At 38.8% G+C, this 19,066-nt stretch carries 21 protein-coding genes; 11 read left to right on the top strand and 10 right to left on the bottom strand.

What is annotated here, in order from left to right; genetic code table 11:
* On the top strand, positions 1 to 870 hold the full coding sequence (locus KK060_RS07230; RefSeq protein ID WP_254153032.1) for a fructosamine kinase family protein: 870 nt from the start codon (positions 1 to 3) through the stop codon (positions 868 to 870).
* Positions 871 to 924: 54 nt separating this feature from the next.
* Positions 925 to 1,479, top strand: a complete 555-nt coding sequence (locus KK060_RS07225; RefSeq protein ID WP_254153031.1) for a hypothetical protein — start codon at positions 925 to 927, stop codon at positions 1,477 to 1,479.
* Here the strand turns inward: KK060_RS07225 and KK060_RS07220 are convergent.
* A complete protein-coding gene (locus KK060_RS07220; RefSeq protein WP_254153030.1) occupies positions 1,476 to 2,450 on the bottom strand; it encodes a YpdA family putative bacillithiol disulfide reductase in 975 nt (324 codons plus the stop codon). The genes KK060_RS07225 and KK060_RS07220 overlap by 4 nt on opposite strands.
* A 69-nt stretch (positions 2,451 to 2,519) precedes the next feature.
* Between KK060_RS07220 and KK060_RS07215 the strand changes: the two genes are divergently transcribed.
* From KK060_RS07215 to KK060_RS07190, 6 genes are all read left to right on the top strand, one after another.
* A complete protein-coding gene (locus tag KK060_RS07215; protein ID WP_254153029.1) occupies positions 2,520 to 4,691 on the top strand; it encodes a S9 family peptidase in 2,172 nt (723 codons plus the stop codon).
* Positions 4,692 to 4,753: 62 nt separating this feature from the next.
* Entirely contained in the window at positions 4,754 to 5,257 is a 504-nt protein-coding gene (locus tag KK060_RS07210) for a GbsR/MarR family transcriptional regulator (RefSeq protein ID WP_254153028.1), read from the top strand.
* A 55-nt stretch (positions 5,258 to 5,312) separates the two neighbouring features.
* Positions 5,313 to 5,702, top strand: coding sequence for a hypothetical protein (locus KK060_RS07205; protein ID WP_254153027.1), 390 nt, complete (start codon positions 5,313 to 5,315; stop codon positions 5,700 to 5,702).
* A 5-nt stretch (positions 5,703 to 5,707) separates the two neighbouring features.
* Entirely contained in the window at positions 5,708 to 6,193 is a 486-nt protein-coding gene (locus tag KK060_RS07200; protein WP_254153026.1) for an SRPBCC family protein, read from the top strand.
* Positions 6,186 to 7,094, top strand: coding sequence for a TIGR01777 family oxidoreductase (locus tag KK060_RS07195; RefSeq protein WP_254153025.1), 909 nt, complete (start codon positions 6,186 to 6,188; stop codon positions 7,092 to 7,094). Before KK060_RS07200 ends, KK060_RS07195 begins: the two co-directional genes overlap by 8 nt.
* On the top strand, positions 7,085 to 7,696 hold the full coding sequence (locus KK060_RS07190) for a 2'-5' RNA ligase family protein (RefSeq protein WP_254153024.1): 612 nt from the start codon (positions 7,085 to 7,087) through the stop codon (positions 7,694 to 7,696). The genes KK060_RS07195 and KK060_RS07190 overlap by 10 nt, the downstream gene beginning before the upstream one ends.
* 398 nt (positions 7,697 to 8,094) lie before the next feature.
* On the opposite strand, the gene KK060_RS07185 is transcribed toward KK060_RS07190, so the two are convergent.
* From KK060_RS07185 to mutY, 9 genes are all read right to left on the bottom strand, one after another.
* The gene (locus KK060_RS07185) at positions 8,095 to 8,340 is read right to left on the bottom strand and encodes a hypothetical protein (protein ID WP_254153023.1); all 246 of its coding nucleotides are present in this window, start codon (positions 8,338 to 8,340) and stop codon (positions 8,095 to 8,097) included.
* A gap of 134 nt (positions 8,341 to 8,474) precedes the next feature.
* Positions 8,475 to 9,143: a YciI family protein gene (locus KK060_RS07180; RefSeq protein ID WP_254153022.1), complete on the bottom strand. Its 669-nt coding sequence runs from the start codon at positions 9,141 to 9,143 to the stop codon at positions 8,475 to 8,477.
* A 61-nt stretch (positions 9,144 to 9,204) separates the two neighbouring features.
* Complete coding sequence (locus KK060_RS07175) at positions 9,205 to 10,122, bottom strand: DMT family transporter (protein WP_254153021.1); 918 nt, start codon at positions 10,120 to 10,122, stop codon at positions 9,205 to 9,207.
* Entirely contained in the window at positions 10,119 to 11,198 is a 1,080-nt protein-coding gene (locus KK060_RS07170) for an aminotransferase class V-fold PLP-dependent enzyme (RefSeq protein ID WP_254153020.1), read from the bottom strand. The genes KK060_RS07175 and KK060_RS07170 overlap by 4 nt, the downstream gene beginning before the upstream one ends.
* Before the next feature lie 214 nt (positions 11,199 to 11,412).
* Positions 11,413 to 11,988, bottom strand: a complete 576-nt coding sequence (locus KK060_RS07165; protein WP_254153019.1) for a hypothetical protein — start codon at positions 11,986 to 11,988, stop codon at positions 11,413 to 11,415.
* Between the two features lie 316 nt (positions 11,989 to 12,304).
* Positions 12,305 to 12,871 (bottom strand): gliding motility lipoprotein GldD, encoded by a 567-nt coding sequence (gene gldD / locus KK060_RS07160; protein ID WP_302180028.1) that lies wholly within the window; start codon positions 12,869 to 12,871, stop codon positions 12,305 to 12,307.
* 193 nt (positions 12,872 to 13,064) lie between these two features.
* A complete protein-coding gene (gene gldE, locus KK060_RS07155) occupies positions 13,065 to 14,363 on the bottom strand; it encodes a gliding motility-associated protein GldE (protein WP_254153018.1) in 1,299 nt (432 codons plus the stop codon).
* Positions 14,364 to 14,386: 23 nt separating this feature from the next.
* On the bottom strand, positions 14,387 to 14,830 hold the full coding sequence (locus KK060_RS07150; protein WP_302180026.1) for a single-stranded DNA-binding protein: 444 nt from the start codon (positions 14,828 to 14,830) through the stop codon (positions 14,387 to 14,389).
* 64 nt (positions 14,831 to 14,894) lie between these two features.
* The gene (gene mutY, locus KK060_RS07145; RefSeq protein WP_367397469.1) at positions 14,895 to 15,983 is read right to left on the bottom strand and encodes an A/G-specific adenine glycosylase; all 1,089 of its coding nucleotides are present in this window, start codon (positions 15,981 to 15,983) and stop codon (positions 14,895 to 14,897) included.
* A gap of 73 nt (positions 15,984 to 16,056) precedes the next feature.
* On the opposite strand from mutY, the gene KK060_RS07140 reads away from it, so the two are divergent.
* The 3 genes from KK060_RS07140 (at position 16,057) to KK060_RS07130 (ending at position 19,000) form a co-directional block, all read left to right on the top strand.
* Positions 16,057 to 16,374, top strand: a complete 318-nt coding sequence (locus tag KK060_RS07140; protein ID WP_254153017.1) for an HU family DNA-binding protein — start codon at positions 16,057 to 16,059, stop codon at positions 16,372 to 16,374.
* 30 nt (positions 16,375 to 16,404) lie between these two features.
* Positions 16,405 to 17,217: a tetratricopeptide repeat protein gene (locus KK060_RS07135; RefSeq protein WP_254153016.1), complete on the top strand. Its 813-nt coding sequence runs from the start codon at positions 16,405 to 16,407 to the stop codon at positions 17,215 to 17,217.
* Between the two features lie 226 nt (positions 17,218 to 17,443).
* Positions 17,444 to 19,000: an Rne/Rng family ribonuclease gene (locus tag KK060_RS07130; RefSeq protein ID WP_254153015.1), complete on the top strand. Its 1,557-nt coding sequence runs from the start codon at positions 17,444 to 17,446 to the stop codon at positions 18,998 to 19,000.
* Positions 19,001 to 19,066: the final 66 nt, after the last annotated feature.

Genomic DNA, 19,066 nt, shown 5'->3' with positions numbered 1-19,066 from the left:
GTGAGAAGTGTCATACCTCCGGAGGTCGTCGGTATATTAAATAGTCAAGGAATCACGGTAATAGATTTTTCCCCTGCCGCAGGAGGATGTATTAATAATGGAGGCAGGCTAACGACTTCTAACAGAGACCTTTTTTTAAAATGGAATCTCGCTACTACATTTCCAGGAATGTTCGAAGCAGAGGCGCGGGGACTAAAACTTTTAAGCGGAACAAACACCTTTACAATTCCTGAAGTAATAAGCCATAACGCAATTGGTGAGTATCAATATCTCCTTCTTTCTTACGTGAATAGTCAACCGAAAAATCCGTACTTCTGGTTGAAGTTTGGAAGAAAGCTGGCTGAACTCCATCTTCATTCTAATACGTACTTCGGTCTGGCCTATAATAATTACATTGGATCGCTTGAGCAGGTTAACCACCCAGTTTTAAATGGAATAGAATTCTTTATAGAGAAGAGGCTAAAGGTGCAGCTCAACCTTGCATTAAATAATAATCTCGTTGACACTGGAATTGTTAAGAACTTTGAAAAGCTATTTTTAAAACTCCCATCGCTACTTACCGATGAAAGGCCGGCACTAATACATGGCGACTTATGGAGCGGCAATCTCATGGTTGATGAAAATGGTAATCCTTGCCTTATCGACCCTGCTGTTTGTTACGCAAACCGTGAAGCAGATCTGGCCATGACTACGCTATTTGGCGGGTTCGACGTGTCCTACGTTAACGAGTACAATACCGTTTACCCTCTGCCACCAGGTTATAAGGAAAGGCTGGAAATTTATAAGTTGTATCCGCTACTGGTTCATGTTAACCTTTTCGGAAGAAGTTATTTAAATCAGGTGGTTTCCATTCTTAATTATTTCGTATAAATGTTAAATTTTTTCTGTCATTTACATTTATAAGATGCCCTAACCCCACAGTTGATGCTTAAAAGGCACTTTTTTTCTTTGCTATTAATAGCAATTACCTCTATTGTAATTTCTGGATGCGATCTTTTTGATAAGGTAGACGATGTTACTTTTGATGGGGAAATTGTCGAAGAAGGTGTTATTGAAGGATCAAGGTCTGATAAAGGCGTTATATCTTATGAGGAAAATATTGATATTGAAGCCGCAAAGAATCCTGAAGTTGCCCGGTTTAGTAATAAAATTAAGGACTTTGAAATAAGAAAAATTACGTTTGAGATAACGGAATTTAAATCCTCAGCTTTAAAAGTAAATACCTCCGGTGCCCTGTTTTATATAAAGAGTTCATCCAAAGTCTTGTTGGCAGAAGTAAAAGATTTTAATATAACGTCCGCCTTTATGAATGCCGTTTCATTTACGCTACCAGCAAACGAGAGTGAATTGAAGGAACTATCTGCTCTATTAAAAGCTGATAAAAAGTTCAACCTTTTGTTCACAGGAACATTGTCAGCCCCTGTAACTTTTAAGTTCAAGATAGTGATTGATGCTAAGATAGTAGCCGAAACGGTTTAATGCACTTGTCTTTTTTTAAGAAGATCATTCACAATAAGCTCAGCGTGTACTCTTGAATTTTCAATAAACCATTTGTTCGTTTTTAGTCCACCACATACAACACCTGCGAGATAAAGGTTTGGAACATTAGTTTCCATTGTTAATTCATCATACACAGGAGTATGATCCTTATCATTCTGAAACTCCATTCCTAAGGACCTCATAAATTCGAAGGGTGGTTGATAACCTGTCATCGCCAAAACAAAGTCATTTTGAATTTCTTCAATTCCATCAGGAGTTTGTATTTCAACCGCATGCTCTGTAATTCGTGTAATAACTGAGTTAAGATATGCTTTAATGGACCCTTCTTTTATTCGGTTTTCTATATCAGGTCTTACCCAATATTTAACACTGTCCCGAATACCTTGTTCTCGTATCACCATTGTGACCTCGGCTCCTTTGCGCCATGTTTCAAGCGCTACGTCTACAGCTGAGTTGGCAGCACCAACTACTACTATTTTTTGTTTATAGTAAGGATGCGGCTCGTCATAATAATGTCTTACTTTGGGCAACTCCTCCCCAGGCACATTTAACAGAAATGGCAAATCATAAAAGCCTAGCGCTAACACAAGTGCCTTACAGGAATACATACCTTTCGTTGTTTCTACTTGATGGACACCATCTCTTGTTCTTCCCCCTATAACTTTTTCATACAGGTTTATATTAAGCTTCCAGGTGTCACATACCCTTCTATAATACTCAAGGGATTCCAGGCGATTAGGTTTAGGACCGTGTGAAATAAACGGAACGCCTCCAATTTCCAACCTTTCAGATGTTGAAAAGAAGGTCATATTTAATGGATAGTTATATAGAGAATTAACAAGGCATCCTTTTTCTATGATAAGATAGTTTAAACCGGCTTTGTTCGCTTCAATACCACAGGCTAATCCAATTGGTCCTCCGCCGACTATTATCAAATCATATACTGCCATTGCTACTAATTTACTTTTGAATATTCGCCAATATTGTAAAAATTGCGCCAATTCATTAACCTGATCTTCATGAAAAAATTAATAACTAGTTTAATGGTTTCCCTGTTTTTTGTTTTAACGGCATCGGCCCAAAAACAAATTACAGTAGATGACTTCACCACAAAACCAACATTCTATCAGAAAACAGTAACCGGAATTAACTGGATGAATGATGGCAAATTCTACTCAGCACTGGCAGATAACAAAGTAATAAAATATGATATTACTTCTGGTCAGGCAGTAGAAACGCTGGTAGACGGAACTACATTAAATCCAAAAATTGAAATAGAAGATTATAGCCTTAGCGCAGACGAGAAAAAAATTGTAATTCTTACTGATTCAAAGCCGATTTACAGACGGTCTTATACAGGCGAATATTATGTTTATGATCTTACAAATAAGACCGTAAAAAAACTTTCTTCAACAGGAAGACAATCTTATGCCACCCTCTCTCCTGATGGTGCCAAGGTGGCATTCGTTCGTGATAACAACCTTTTCTATGTTGACTTGGCAAGCATGAAAGAATCCCAGGTAACTGACGACGGGAAATTTAATGCAATTATCAATGGAAGTACCGACTGGGTTTATGAGGAAGAATTTGGTTTTGTCACCGGTTTTTATTGGTCGCCAGACAGCAAGAAGCTGGCGTACTACAGGTTTGATGAGTCTGCAGTAAAGGAATATAATCTACAAAGGTGGAATAAGGGACAGTTGTATCCAGAAGATTATAAATTCAAATATCCTAAGGCAGGTGAGACAAATTCAACTGTAGAAATCTGGATTACCGACATCACAACCAACGCTAAAGTTAAAGCTGATCTTGGAACTGATAAGGACTTCTATATTCCCCGGGTCAAATGGACTAACGACCCTAATACTTTATCAATAAGAAAATTAAATCGGCTGCAGAATCAACTCGATCTTATACACACCAATGCAAACACAGGAAAGTCATCAATCGTGCTTACTGAAAGGGAAGATGCATATGTAGACCTGGAATTTATTGATGATCTTACTTATCTAAAGGATGGAAAACACTTCATTCACTCAAGCGAACGCGATGGATATAAGCACCTCTATTTGTATTCAATGGCAGGTGGTTTAGTAAAGCAGGTAACCAAAGGTGCGTTTGAAGTATATGAGTTTCTAGGGTATGATGAAAAAGCAAAATTGTTTTACTACTCATCAACAGAAGTTTCTCCCCTGGAAAGACATTTATATTCAATTTCTTTTGATGGCAAAAAGAAGCAGAGGTTAACCAAGAACCAGGGAAGCCATGCTATTAATATGAGTAAAGATTTCCAATTCTATATTGATCATCATACTTCTGCTTCGCAGCCTTCAGTTGCCACTTTGTACCGAAGCAAAGGAAACACATTAGTTAAGGTTCTTGAGAAAAATGAGAGCCTGACCTCGGCAATAAAAGAGTATGGCCTTTCACCTAAAAGTTTTTATACTGTAAAAGCATCTGATGGCTCTGTTTTAAACGGACTAATGCTTAAACCTGCGAACTTTGATTCCACAAAACAATATCCTGTTCTTATTTACCAATACAGTGGCCCTAACTCACAAAATGTAACCAATAGCTGGGGAGGAAGTCATTTTTACTTCCATCAAATGCTAACGCAAAAGGGATACATTGTAGCAATAGTAGACTCACGTGGTACTGGGGCAAGAGGCGAGGCTTTCAAGAAAGTTACTTATAAGCAAAATGGCAAATATGAGCTTGAAGATATTATTACAACCGCTAAATATCTCGGCTCCTTATCTTATATCGATGAAAGTAGAATGGGGGTGTGGGGATGGAGTTATGGCGGTTATATGTCATCATTGGCAATGACTAAAGGAGGCGGTGTATTTAAGATGGGTATTGCCGTGGCTCCGGTTACAAACTGGAGATTTTACGATTCCATCTATACAGAAAGATATTTACAGACGCCGCAATTGAATGCCGATGGTTACGATCAAAACTCACCTTTAACTTTTGCTGGTGACTTACAAGGTAAATTCTTATTGATTCATGGAACAGCAGATGACAATGTGCATTTTCAGAATTCTGTGGTATTTCAGGAGGCGTTGATCAATGCAGGAAAGCAGTTCGATTCATTCTATTATCCTGACAAAAACCATAGTATTCCAGGTGGTAAAACAAGGCATCACCTGTATACCAAAATGATCGAGTATGTGATGGCGAACCTTTAAGGACTAAAAAAACTTTCAATAACTATTGAAAGTTTAGAAACATTATTATCTTTGATGCGTATATGAAGTACACAGAGGCAAAAGAAGAATTAATACAAGCATGGGGCAATCTCGGATATAGCTGGGGTTTAAATAAAACCATGGCACAAATCCATGCTTTATTAATGATATCTCCTAAACCTTTGTCTACTGAAGATATTATGGATGAGCTTTCTATTTCCCGGGGTAATGCTAATATGAACATTAGGGCCTTACTCGATTGGGGCATAATATCAAGAATATCCATTGCAGGAGAGAGAAAGGAATACTTTAAGTCTGAAAAGGATATATGGGCTCTGGCTCGCCAGGTTGCAAAAGAAAGAAGAAAGCGTGAGCTGGAGCCCATTCTAAAAGTACTTCGTGAGGTAAATGACGTACAGGCGGACGGAACAGAAGAGGCTAAGGAATTTAAAAAGGTGGTTAAGGAATTGAAAAACTTTGCCGAGAAGTCAGATGGTTTGTTAGAGACGTTTATCAAGGCGGAAGAAAGCTGGTTTTGGAATAATCTTTTGAAACTGATGAAGTAATATTTTTTTGGTCTATACTTTCACAATTTATTGAAACTTCTAAATATATTGTATTATGAAATACATTGATGTCGTTGGTCAAACCCTCATCTTATTAGCCTGTATTGGAATTGGGTTAATTTCAATTGGTGATAACGACTGGCCTTTTGGCGCCGTGATTTTTTTACAATTGTTTATCGGAATATGGCAAATGCTGAGTTCAATTATTTCAGTAAGCTTTCGAACAAATCAATGGAAGAGAAAGCGCACGCATCTCATCGCAGCAATAACATATCTTATCCTACTTTACGTTGTTACAAGCTTCATACACATCGTGTCTCCAACTAATGTGCTTCTATTTTTGCCATCGTGGGCTCTTGCTGTATATTATTATGTTGTTTCGTGGAGGTGTGTTTTCATAGCTAAGAAAGACAGTAATCGGTTTTTGCCTCACATCAGCTTTTAAGTCTTATGAACGAGACTGTCATATCACTCGAAACAGAAATTCGTGCTCCAATAGAAATTTGTTTTGACCTGTCTAGAAGTATTGAACTTCATCAACTCTCAACAAAACAAACAAATGAAATAGCAATTGATGGCCGCACAACAGGACTAATAGAAAAAGGAGAGTTTGTAACATGGGAAGCGACTCACTTTATGATCAGACAACACCTTACCGTAGCAATTACAGAAATGGAAAGACCATTTTACTTTAAAGATGTAATGCTAAAGGGCGCATTTAAAACCATGGAACATGTTCATAAGCTTAAGAGTGATAACGGAAGAACATTGCTGATCGATGAGTTTGTTTATACAGTCCCTTTTGGCTTTATAGGAGCGCTTTTCAATTGGGTTATCCTCAGGAAATATATGAAGAGTTTGCTTACCAGGAGAAATGCTTTAATAAAAGCCATCGCTGAAAGTGAAACTATACCTAAACTCTTAATGTATGCATAAAATTGTAGTAGCAGGAGCAAGTGGTTTTCTTGGTACTGTACTCACAGATTATTTTAGGAATAAGTGCAATATCGTTTTGTTATCAAGAAGCAGATTACCTTCTAAGGTAAATGTACTTTGGAAATATTGGGACGGTGAGACTTTGGGTGATTGGAAGAATGAGCTGGAAGATGCTGATGTATTAATCAACCTGGCTGGTAAAAGCGTAAACTGCAGGTACACAAAAGAAAACAAACAGCTTATCTATAACTCAAGGTTAAACTCAACCAACATTTTAGGAGAAGCCATTCTAAGCTGCAAGCAACCACCAAAACTTTGGATAAATTCCTCGTCTACTACAATTTATGAAGCTTCACACTTGTCATTCAGAACTGAAGATAGCAAAGAGATTGGTAACAACTTTAGCATGGATGTTTGTAAACAATGGGAGGCATCCTTCAACAAATTTACTCTCCCGTCAACCAGAAAAATTATCATAAGAACATCTATTGTGCTTGGTAAATCCGGAGGAGCTCTGAATCCGCTGATTAAGTTAGTTAAGCTTCGCTTGGGTGGTAAACAAGGAGACGGCGAACAATATTTTAGTTGGGTGCATGAATGGGACTTTTGCAGAGCTATAGAATTCCTGATTAATAATCCCAGCCTGAAAGGTACTTATAATATAGCAGCACCCATCCCTGTTATTAATAACGTATTTATGCATACCCTTCGAAAATCGATGAAGATATCTGTAGGATTAGGGGCACCAAAATGGTTGTTAGAAGTTGGTGCAGTTTTTATAGGAACGGAAACGGAATTAATATTGAAAAGCCGTAAAGTTTTTCCAAAAAGATTATTAGAAGCGGGTTTTGTTTTCGAATTTAAGGATGTAAAAGCCGCACTTGAGAATTTATGCAGGTAAAAAGTGACGAGAAGACAAAGCTTTATTTTATTGCTCTGATACCTCCTAAGCCTATATACGATCAGGCCCTGGAGTATAAAAACCATTTTAAGGAGCACTATAACAGTAAAGCTTCATTAAACTCACCACCGCATATTACATTGCACATGCCCTTTCGCTGGAAGGAGGCAAAGGAAAACGAGCTGGTTCAAAAGTTAGAGACGTTTACAAAGAGTTTTGATCCAATAAAAGTTTGTCTCGATAACTTTTCCGCCTTTCCTCCGCGAGTGATTTTTATTGAAGTTGTTAAGAGTGAAGCATTAGAGGTAATTCAAAAAGCAATTCAACGCTTTTGTAAGAAGGAGTTTAATATCTTCAATGCTAATTATAAGGAGCAGGCATTTCATCCTCATCTTACGTTGGCTTTTCGCGACCTGAAGAAGCCTAATTTTAAAAACGCTTGGGAGGAATTTGAGAAGAAAGACTTCAAAGCAGAATTCATTGCCGATCGTCTTGCGCTTCTTAAACACACCGGTAGAATCTGGCAAGTTTTCAAAGAGTTCAACCTCGAGTCGTCCTACACCATCGATAACCAAAGCTCACTAGCCACTACTGAAGGGTAAATGATTGCACCTTTAGGTAGAGCTTTTCAGGCAATCCAACCAGTGCAAATCAAAGGATAAGTTCTTTATTTCATGCCGGTGACAAGGAAGTGTTAAATTATACTTTTAACTTATCTGGATCATATCACGTATCAAAAACTGTTTCGATATAGGCGAACTGATCTACAATGCTATAGATGATTTTGTAATTTCCTTCAACTAGATAACGATATACTTTATTTCTATTTTTTAATGTTGGTTGTATCGGACCTGATTCAGGGAACGATTCTATTTGTCTTACTCTTGACAGGATTTTTCAACTATATTTCGTGCGGCTGGTTGAGAATGTTCTACTAAGAAATCATAAATAAATTCGAGATCAACTAATGCCTCTGTTGACCAAACAACACGAACCTTTTTCACTTCCCAAATTTCGTTTTAAAGAATGATTCTGCGTCTTCTTGTGAAAAGACCTTCCCTGTTTTTATATTCTGTTCCGATCGGTCCAATTTTTCTTCCAGGTCTTCAATTGTTTTGGGTATCCTTTGCTCATAAATATCTTTAATGGAACCCTTCCTTAACATTTCAATTTTTTCAATCAACGACTCATCTTGCAATCTTGCCAGCCATTCAATCAGTTCTATTTTCTTTACTGAGATATCCATAATAATGCCTTGTGTGCTCTATTCCAAAGATAAATAATTTTTATGCTTTTCAGTTTTCTTTTTTCCACAAGTGTAGGAGAAGGCTGATCCAATTTGCAAAAATGGTCCTGATGTATCTGGTCAGTTTATACTCCCTACTTCTCACAAAAACTTCCCTTTGCTATATAAAGTTTCTTCGCTGTTAATTCCAGCAAACCTTCTTGTACACCGGGGTCTGACTGCAATACAAACAGATCAACATCGCCCTTCATAATTAAGATGCCTCCATCATTGTCGCCAAATATCCCTTCCGTTATCACATTACCGGTCTTTACCAATTCTTTAATAAAGTCATTATGCTTTCGTATAATCTGAGGAAATGTACTTGCTGTCGACTTACTGATAATGGCATCGAACCTGTAAAAATTATACGAAACCATCTCATACGGCTCTGTTACTTTACACATCGCACCAACCCGCGGCTGATAATCATACAACTCAACCTGCCATCGCTTTGCTTTTATACCCGGGTCACTACTAAGCCACGTCTTCGCTTCTTCTGTGCTTGTTGTGTTAAGCACAAAAATTCCGCCGCCACCGTCAAACGGTCCTGCAGCAAGAAGCTTCCCTTCACTGGCAAGTCTGTTAATGTTTGCCATGTGGCCTTCCATTAGTTTCGAGGTCTCTTCTTTAGATAACGTATCAGCTTGCAGATTCTTATTGAGAAACACCCACGTGTAATGCTTGTTCTGCCCAAGCACAACGAGCGAGCTGAATAAAAAAATACAGCCCAATGCAGTTCGTATATAAAAGCTTTTGATCATACAGTAAATGTAAGGGACTTGTTTTCTACATCAAGTTACGAATAAATGGAGTAAGGTTGCGTCACTTTTTCTTTCCAATAAGCAGCACGCCAATAAGCACCAGTATCGTTCCTGCTATCTGCAATGCAAACACAGGCTCCTGCAGAAAAATATAAGCCTGAAGAATGGTCGATACCGGACCAACACTACCAACAATGGCAGCATTGTCAGATCCAATTCGTTTAATTCCTTCCGCTACCAAATAAGAAGGTATTACAGTAGAAAGTACCGCCATTACAAATCCGTATAAGTAGGCATCTGTTTCAAGCCCTATTAATGACTCCTTACTCGTGATGAAGAAATGAATAAGCACACCAGCACAGGCAAAGCTCATTGCATAGCTGTTAAACTTGGCAGCACCTACCTGCGGTATAATTCTGCCACTGCCTACAATGTACATCGCATAGGTAATAGCACAGGCAAAGATGAGCAGGGAACCGATATAGAAATCACGATCATGTGTTCCTTGAAAAGTTATCTCCCCAAGAAAAGCAATTGAAAGACCAATGTAAGTAATCAGCACCGCGACCCACTGTTTTGTCTTTATCTTTTCCTTGAAGATTAGTGCTGACATTAACAATACTAAGGTAGGATAGATAAAAAGAACAAGCCTTTCTATACCCGCAGAGATATACTGAAGTCCCAGAAAGTCAAGCAAACTACTGATGTAGTATCCAAGGCATCCAATCAAAGCAACATATGCCCACTGTGATATTGTAAATTTCACATTATCTGCTTTACGCGATGAGGCAATAGCAGAAATAATAAAGAATGGTAATGAGAAAAGCATGCGCAGTGCAAGTAATGTTACTGCATCTACTGATGTCTCGCGGTAAGCAAGCTTAACCAGAATTGCTTTGGTGGAAAAGCATACAGCACCGAGTAAACAAATTAAAACTCCTCCTATAAAAGAGCTTTGTCTGGTTGTAGTTGTCGTCATTTAGTTTGTGCTGTAAGCACCTTCACCAGTTTTTTCAAGTCACTCTCATCATTGTATACGTTGGGTGCTACGCGAATGGCGTCACCTCTGAAAGATACATATACTTTATTCTTAAGAAGGGTCTGTTTTAATTTCTCGATATCCATTTCTTTGGGTATTCTAACACCGATAAGATGTGCACCTCTATATTGTTCATCTTCTACCCAAAAATCTTTTTCCTTTAATCTGTCAATAGCCTTAGCTGTTATTGAAGCACAATACTCCTGTATGTTTTCTACATGCCATCTGTTGAGTTGCGAAAGCGCTTTTATCATCATAGGCACAAGAATAAAATTACTTCTTTCGCCAACATCATATCTTAAAGCTCCTGGCTGATAATTTTTTTCGTAAGAGATAAGTTTGGAGAAGTCTTCGCTGTTCAACCTGCTAATCCAGTTTTCTTCAAGGGGCTTGCCGTTATTAAAGTTCTCCCCGTAGTAAGCAAGACCGATTCCATAAGGCCCTAACAACCATTTATAACCAGCACATATCAATGCATCAGGTTTTATTTTTTCTACATCAAAGGGTAAGGCACCAACAGATTGTGTTCCGTCTATAACCAGCAAAGCGCCAACCTCAGTTGTTCTTTTCCTAATTGCTTCAAGATCAAACTTTGTTCCATCTGCCCAATGTGTATGGGCAAGAGCAACCAACTTCGTTTGTGCATTAATGGCATTCAGTATTTTTTCATTCCACTTCTTTCCCCTGCCAGTCAAACCGGGTTCAGGGGCTATGGCTTTAATCTCTGCACCTCGCTCTTCACATAAGGCCTGCCACGGATAAAAATTACTGGGGAATTGCTCTGCTGCAACAATGATATGTTGGTCCTTCCTTATATCAACATTTTTTGCAACAGTAGAGATACCATACGATGCCGAAGGAATAATAGCAATTCGCTTAGGATCTGATGCATTGATAAGTTTTGCAAACTGTTCGCGAAGTAATTCTGCATCTGTAAAAAATGATTCAGGCGTAATATCCATTGGATTACGCTTTCTGCGAACACCTCTGATACCTGCCTTCTCAACGCTCTTCATCAACGGCGATAAATAGGAGCAGTTGAGATACGTTATATTTTTAGGCAAAGAAAATTTAGAATACTTACAGGATAGCATACACAAGTATACAAAGGAAACCCGTTTGAATATAGCTGTTGAATAAAGATCAGTTTAAGAAACCTGATACTTTAAAGTACGAAGGCAGGATGCATTTCTGTTCCTAATGAATACCCGGGGTTTCATCCCTTATTTGCTACCGCGATAGAAATGCAGTTACTTCCTTCGAAATTTCATCTTGCAAAAAACCACCCAGCACTACCTTGATCCGTACCTTGTCTACATCACCAATGTTCGTGGTCAGCTTATAGCTAAACTGGCCGGTATCTTTTCGCTTAGCCACGCCAGAAGCCAATAAATCGCCTGCGGCGTTAAGTATTTTCACCCTAACCTCGCTTACAGTAAAATCCTGCTTATGCACTTTAATAGCAACCACATCGCCAGTTTTGCCCTTAAATTTTCGGGTATCTATATCCCTGATCTCGCCTTTTCGCATGTAATCCGTAATCGCCGCAGTATAGGCATTGGGCAATTTTAGTTTCCTAGCCTTTTGCTGATAGTATGCTTTTTTCTTCGGATCTTTTAAGATAGTCTTCGCATAAATAGAGGCCATCTTAAACTTTTGCCTGTTCTCCTTCTGCAGTTCACTTTGCTTTCCAGGTCGGGCCGGCGCTTTGGAAAGAATGGTCTTACCACCTACTTGCCTCAGCACGAGGTTGCCAACAGCGCCACTAAAGCCCTGAACGATAGATTCTGTCCGTAATATTGCCATAGATCTTGTTTTTAGACACAAAATAAACCACCCCTTGTGACAAATACTGTCAATCGCTACCTCCAATCTATTTTTTTTAAGATCAGGTACTTCCTCAAATCCTATTGTCAGGCTATATCACGGCTTCTTGCGGCTTTTTACAGCTATATCCTCCACACTCCGTGCACAGTGCCGGCCTCCTGCCCAGGTTGCCACTGGTGGTTTACAAAAGCAGATAAGAAACAGGAAATAAAAATGGCTATTTGCAGGATAGACTGCCAGGAAGAGTCAATTAATATACTAAAAAATAACGAAAAGGGAATACAGAACGGAGGATTTATTTAGCAGGTCTCTTCCATTGCAGTGTGTTGATCATATGCATAAGGTCTTTCTTCATATAATCGATGGCAGGCGCCAGTGAATCATTGTTTACCTGTGTGTTAAAGTATAAAGCACCACGTAAAAAATTGTCAACCGAATCAGTTATAGTAAACTGAAACTGGCTGGGTACATCGCCTTGCAATTCGGCAATTACTGCAGTTTTTCCTGAAGGAGTTGTAGCTATTACTTCGTCTATAGCGTATGCCTTTATTTGATGCTTAGCTGTAAGTGTATAAGCATCCTTGATAAATTCCTGTAAAAGTTTTTCATTGTTGTTCAGCTTCTTGTATGTAATGTGAACATTGGATTTTATGTGAGGATAAAAAATTTCAATCCAGTATCGCTCACTAATGGCAGTAGTGTCATCAAGTAGCCTTGCATGTTTGGAATACTCAAATGTATAAGGAAGCGTATCTGGCAAAGACCGATACTCCGGCGAAGGAAGTTCAAGCCTGTTATAACCCAAAGGTTTAGGTAGATAATTCTGCTCACAAGCTGTAAGAAAGCTGAAAGCAAAAAGCAAAAAGCAAAAAGCAGAAAACGAAAAGCCACTACCAACCACCCATCTCCTGCTGCCCACTGCCCACTGCCTGCTGCCTACTACCAATTGCCTATTGACCATTGACCATTGACCATTGCCTACTACCCACTGCCCAGTGCCCACTGCCCAATACCCAATGCCCAATACCCAATGCCTAATGCCCACTGCCCAATGCCTATTGTCTCTCCTTCTCTTCATGAATGAGTACCTTAATTTTTTTGATTCGTTTGTGATCTACGGCTTCAATAATAAATGTAAAAGGATCTACTGTAATCTGGTCTCCCTTTCTAGGCAAGTCGTCTTGTATATCAAGAAGTACCGACCCAAGTGTTTCCGTTTCACTTTTTACATTATCAAAAACAGATTGATCAACATCCATAATTCTGCAGAATTCTGAAACAGGTATTTTACTATCTACTATAAAAGTTTTGTCTTCTATTTTCTTATAGTAACCTCCTACCTCATCAAACTCATCATGAATCTCTCCAATAATTTCCTCTATGAGATCTTCAAGCGTAATAAGGCCAACAATTGCGTTTGTGGCATCCGTTACAAGAGCCATGTGAACTCTCTTTTCCTGGAAGTCTTTAAGAAGTAAATCGATTTTCTTTGTTTGTGGTACAAAGTAAGGAGGTCTCAAAAAGCTTCTCCATTCAAAACTCTTGCTCTCATTAAGATATGGGAGCAAATCCTTTATGTAAAGAACGCCCCTCACCCGGTCTTCATTATCTTCGTATACAGGTATTCGGGAGTAGCCCGACTTTTTTATATATATAAGAAGATCATGAAAGTTCAATGAAATATCTATAGAGTTAATTTCATTCTTCGGGCGCATAACATCTTCTACTGTAAGCGTTCCAAAGTTTACAATACCTTCAAGTATTTCTTTCTGGTCATCCGTTGCATGCTTATCTACAGCAGCAAGTTCCAGTGCCTGTGTCAGTTCTTTAATTGAGTTTTCAGCTGCAACAGATTCCAGCTTGCGCTCAATCTTATTAGACATCCTTAAAAAAGGATTAACAAAAGGCGCGGTAATAGTAACGAGTTTATTGCTTATGGTACCAAACAAGCCTGCAATGCGCAAGCTGTTTGATGTACCGTAAATTTTTGGAATGATCACACTGAAAAAAGCAAATACTACTGTGAGCAACAATGTGAAGGATATAATACCCACTTCATGTGGAATTCTCGTAGCAATGGTAAACATTACTGCAGCGCTAATCAGCATCACATACTTCCAGGCTGTAAGAACTGTAACTACAAGGCGTGGTCGGTCTAACAAATTAGTTACTACTTTCTGCTTTTTCTGATTCTTTAGCTTTTCAAGGTCTTCTTGTTTTAGCGAAAACAAAGAAGCCTCTGTAGCCGATACAATACCCGCCATCAGAACTAACAATACTGTAATGAATAAATACAGTAGGTTGTCACCGAAAAATAAAGTCAGGTATTTACTATAACTGGGAGGTTCGTCCAAGGTGTTATTGAGTTAGTGAAACATCAGAACGGCAGATCATCGGTGCCGCTATCAGCGGGAGCGCTGTAACTTTCCGTTGCACGTTCAGAACTGCGAGATCCCATATCTGCGGAATTGTTGTATCCACCACCGCTTCCGCGCGTACTTAACATAGTCATGTTGTCGGCAATAACTTCGGTTGTGTAGCGTGTTACACCATCCTTTTCCCACGAGCGGGTGCGAAGCTTTCCTTCTACATATACCATGTCACCTTTGTGCAAATATCGTTGAGCAATTTCAGCTAAGCCTCTCCAGAGAACAACATTATGCCACTCTGTGATTTCTTTCTTTTCGCCCGTAGTTTTATCCTTATATGATTCTGATGTAGCTATTGTGAAATTGGCTACAGTAGCACCACTATCCAGGTTACGAACTTCCGGGTCCTTACCTAACCGGCCGACTAAAATCACTTTATTAACTCCTGACATATAAATTGTTTATTAATTGCTTTTTAATAACGTGTAAAAACAAAAGTACCAATCGTTCTGACAACTACAAAAGATATGATTTTTTAAGAAACTTAGAAATAAGAACAGGTTTCGGTAGGTCGCCCACCTTAGATAATGAATAGAATTTCATCGATTTTTCAGGCGCCGGCATATTTCGAGAAGTTTTTATGATAATGAATTTGCAAAAAATAGTTTGGTGTGTGAGTACATGTTTGTAGAGGTCGGAAACTGTAACTGACTCACTTACTCTATATATTGGATATAATGCCGTCGTTTTTTCTATAACTTTATCTGCACGGATTGGTTTAGTGGATTCAATTAAAGGAAAATCATACAAGCCAAACCAAATATCTTTTTCAACGCGCTTTTTCATCAATAATGAGTTCTCACCTTTTTGGATAACTACATAATAGAAGTATCGCTTTCTACTTTCCTTTCCTTTAATTTTTACAGGAAGTAAATTCTGTAGTCCTTTTTCGTAAGCCGTACACTGTGTTTTGAAAATACACTCAGCGCATAAAGGATTTTTAGGCACGCAATACATTGCACCGAACTCCATTACCGCCTGATTATAAATGTCTGGCGAGGTTTCAGGAATCAGCTTGTTTGCCAGTTCTGCAAATACTTTCTTGCCCTCCGTTGTGTTAATTGGCGTATCTATACCAAAAATCCGGCTTAAAACCCTGAAAACATTCCCATCAACTACAGCTACGGCTTCGTAATGAGCAATGGAAGCAATAGCAGCAGCAGTGTACTCACCAATTCCTGGTAGCTTTTTTAGTTCTTCAAAAGTTTTTGGGAAAGTGCCATGATGATCTTTACTTACAACTTTAGCGCATTTGTGAAGATTGCGGGCACGAGAGTAATATCCTAAACCCTGCCATAACCTAAGCACTTCTTGTTCTGAGGCATTGGCAAGAGCAGTTACAGTCGGAAAAGTTTCTGTAAACCTTAAATAATAAGGCAAGCCCTGATTAACCCGCGTTTGTTGCAGAATGACTTCAGATAGCCATATTTTATACGGATCTTTTGTCTGCCGCCAGGGAAGCATTCTTCTGTTTTCCTGGTACCACTCAACGATTTTATCCGAGAAATAGCGTTTGTCCATCCGCTTGATAATCAATTTTTTCAATATTCATTTTTTAATCTGACAGGGGCCACTAAATTTGCCCTCCCGAAATTTTTTAAGACTTAAATATAGCACCGTGACCAAAGCAGATATAATTAATGAGATAGCTGAAAAAACAGGAGTGGATAAGGCTGATGTTACAGCGTCTGTTGAAGCGTTTTTCACTGTAGTTAAGAGTTCCATGTCAAATGGAAATAACATTTATATCAGAGGTTTCGGCAGTTTCATCAATAAAAAAAGAAAGAAAAAAATTGCCCGTAACATTTCACGCAATACGGCTCTTGTAATTGATGAACATTATATCCCAAGTTTTAAACCCGCCAAGATTTTCATTAATAAGATCAAAAACAGCGAGAAAGTAAAACAGTTGGCTGAAAAGAATTTGCAAGGATGAGCCTGAATTTTTATAGCACACCATCTTTTTATGCTTAAAACAAGGGTTCTACTTATTGCAGCTTCTGTTGTAGTTATATTTATCATATTTCAATTGCCAAAAGCGGTAGTTGAAAATGAACGGGCTATTGGATCAGACACAACTTCAGATTCCATTGTCTCCCATATCCAACAGCATGCAGAAGCACCTAAGGAAGTGAGTGCGAGTATAAAGGAATTGAGGAGGATTTGGTCTGGGAATGCACAGAATGAAAAAAATGCTATCTTTGCCGACTCTTTAGCAGGGCTATACCGAAAGGCAAGCCGTTTTGACAGTGCTGCATGGTTCGCTGAAGAGGCATCGAAGTTCTTTAATAATACGGAAAGCAAGGTAAAAGCAGGTGACGATTATTACCAGGCTTATACACTGGCCTTAGACCCTTCAAAGCAACAAAGTTATGCTGTGAAGGCGCAGGAGTTTTACAAAAAGGTGCTGGAAGATGAACCTGGTAACCTGGATGTAAAAACAAAAATGGCCATGACCTACCTAAGCTCAAAAAGTCCTATGCAGGGAATTACGATGCTTAGAGAAGTACTTGCTAAAGATCCAAAAAATCAGTTGGCGCTGTTTAACATGGGTATGCTATCCATTCAATCAGGTCAATATGATAGAGCGGTGGAAAGGTTATCAGAATTAATCTCTGTAAATCCTTCTCACATACAGGGCCAGTTGTTACTCGGTATTGCATGGATGAATATCGGTGACAAACAGAAGGCCAGAGAGCAGTTCGAGAAAGTAAAACAAATGGATAAGGATCCAGCTGTTCAGGCCACAGTAGATTCTTATTTAAAGGATTTAAAATAATAGTTAACAACCTGCCTATGTTGGCAGAAAAAAATTAAAACATTACTATGCCTAGCGGAAAGAAAAGAAAAAAGCACAAAATGGCAACGCACAAGCGTAAGAAGCGTCTAAGAAAAAACAGACATAAGAAGAAATAATCTTCTTCTTTAGATGCTTACAGGTTTCCGGATGTGAGAAATCTGTGAGCTCCTATACACATCATATTTAAACTTAACCATTTTGTGTTTTGAGTAATGAACTAATCATTAGCAGCACTCAAGACGGATGTCGTATAGCCCTTCTTAAAGACAAGACGCTGGTAGAGTTTCACCAGGAATCAGAGGAAAGCAAATTTACCGTAGGTGACATTTACCTTGGCATGGTTAAGAAAGTAGTGCCAGGTTTAAATGCCGCCTTTATTGATGTAGGTTATGATAAAGATGCTTTTCTTCATTATTTAGATCTTGGCCCTCAGTTTAGTTCACTTCAAAAGTTTACCAAACTGGTCAGGGCTAAAAAAATTAATGGTGCAAGACTCGACAAATTTCAGTCAGAACCGGATATTGATAAGCATGGAAAGATTACACAACAACTTTCTAAGAATCAGTTAATACCTGTTCAGATTGTTAAGGAGCCAATTTCAACAAAAGGGCCACGATTATCCTGTGAGTTGTCATTAGCCGGAAGATACCTGGTATTGGTGCCTTTCTCTAATGCAGTAAGCGTATCTAAAAAAATTACCAGCAGCGAGGAGCGAAAGCGTCTGCTCCGTCTCATTCAATCTATAAAACCGGAAAACTTCGGCGTGATCATCCGCACAGTAGCGGAAAACAAAGAGGTAGCTGAGCTCGATAAAGACTTAAGAAATCTGGTAAAGACCTGGGAAGATGGCATGTTACGCCTCCCTACAGGCAATGCAAGAGAAAAAATCATCGGCGAGCTGGATAAAACATCCTCCTTATTAAGGGATCTTCTCAACGAATCCTTCGATAACGTTCATATCGATGATAAAAAGATGTATGATGAAGTTAGATCATATATCAAGACCATCGCTCCTGACAAAGAGAAGATTGTTAAGCTCTATAATGGAAAAGCCAAGATCTTTGAACATTACGGAATCGAAAAACAGATTAAGTCTGCTTTCGGACAAACCGTAAGTTTAAAAGGAGGAGGTTATTTAATAATCGAGCATACTGAAGCACTTCACGTAATAGATGTAAACAGCGGAAATAAGTCTAACCGCGAAGAGAACCAGGAAACAACAGCCTTGTCTGTAAATGTAGAGGCCGCTAAGGAAATTGCTCGGCAACTTCGTTTAAGAGACATGGGCGGTATTATCGTGGTGGACTTCATTGACATGAAGAGCCAGGATAATAAAAAGCTTATTTATAAAGTGATGAAGGAGGAAATGATGGACGACAAAGCTAAGTCTACCGTCCTCCCGCTTTCAAAGTTTGGGTTGATGCAAATAACTCGCGAGCGTGTTCGTCCTGAAATGAATATCGCTACGAAAGAAGTTTGCCCAACTTGTAATGGTACCGGTAAGATCTCTGCATCAATACTTGTTTCCGATCTTATCGAGAAGAATATTGAGCATCTCGTTACAAAACAAAACGAGAAGAACCTTGTTCTCGCTGTGCATCCATACCTCTATGCGTATTTTACACAGGGTTTCATCTCGCAGCGTATGAAGTGGTATTTAAAGTACAAGCGCTGGATTACGCTTGAAAAGGACACTTCAATGGCAATCATAGAATTTAAGTTCCTTAATAAAGAAGGAGAAGAAATACAGCTAAATAGTTAAAAGCCAGTTTTAAACTGGCTTTTTTTATGCTGAATACGGAGCAATAAGCAAAGCCACTCTTATAAC

It is taken from the genome of Chryseosolibacter indicum (assembly GCF_018598585.1).
Lineage (GTDB): Bacteria > Bacteroidota > Bacteroidia > Cytophagales > Cyclobacteriaceae > Chryseosolibacter > Chryseosolibacter indicus.
The sequence above is the reverse complement of the archived record's forward strand: the minus strand, read 5'-3'. Positions and strand labels throughout refer to the sequence as shown.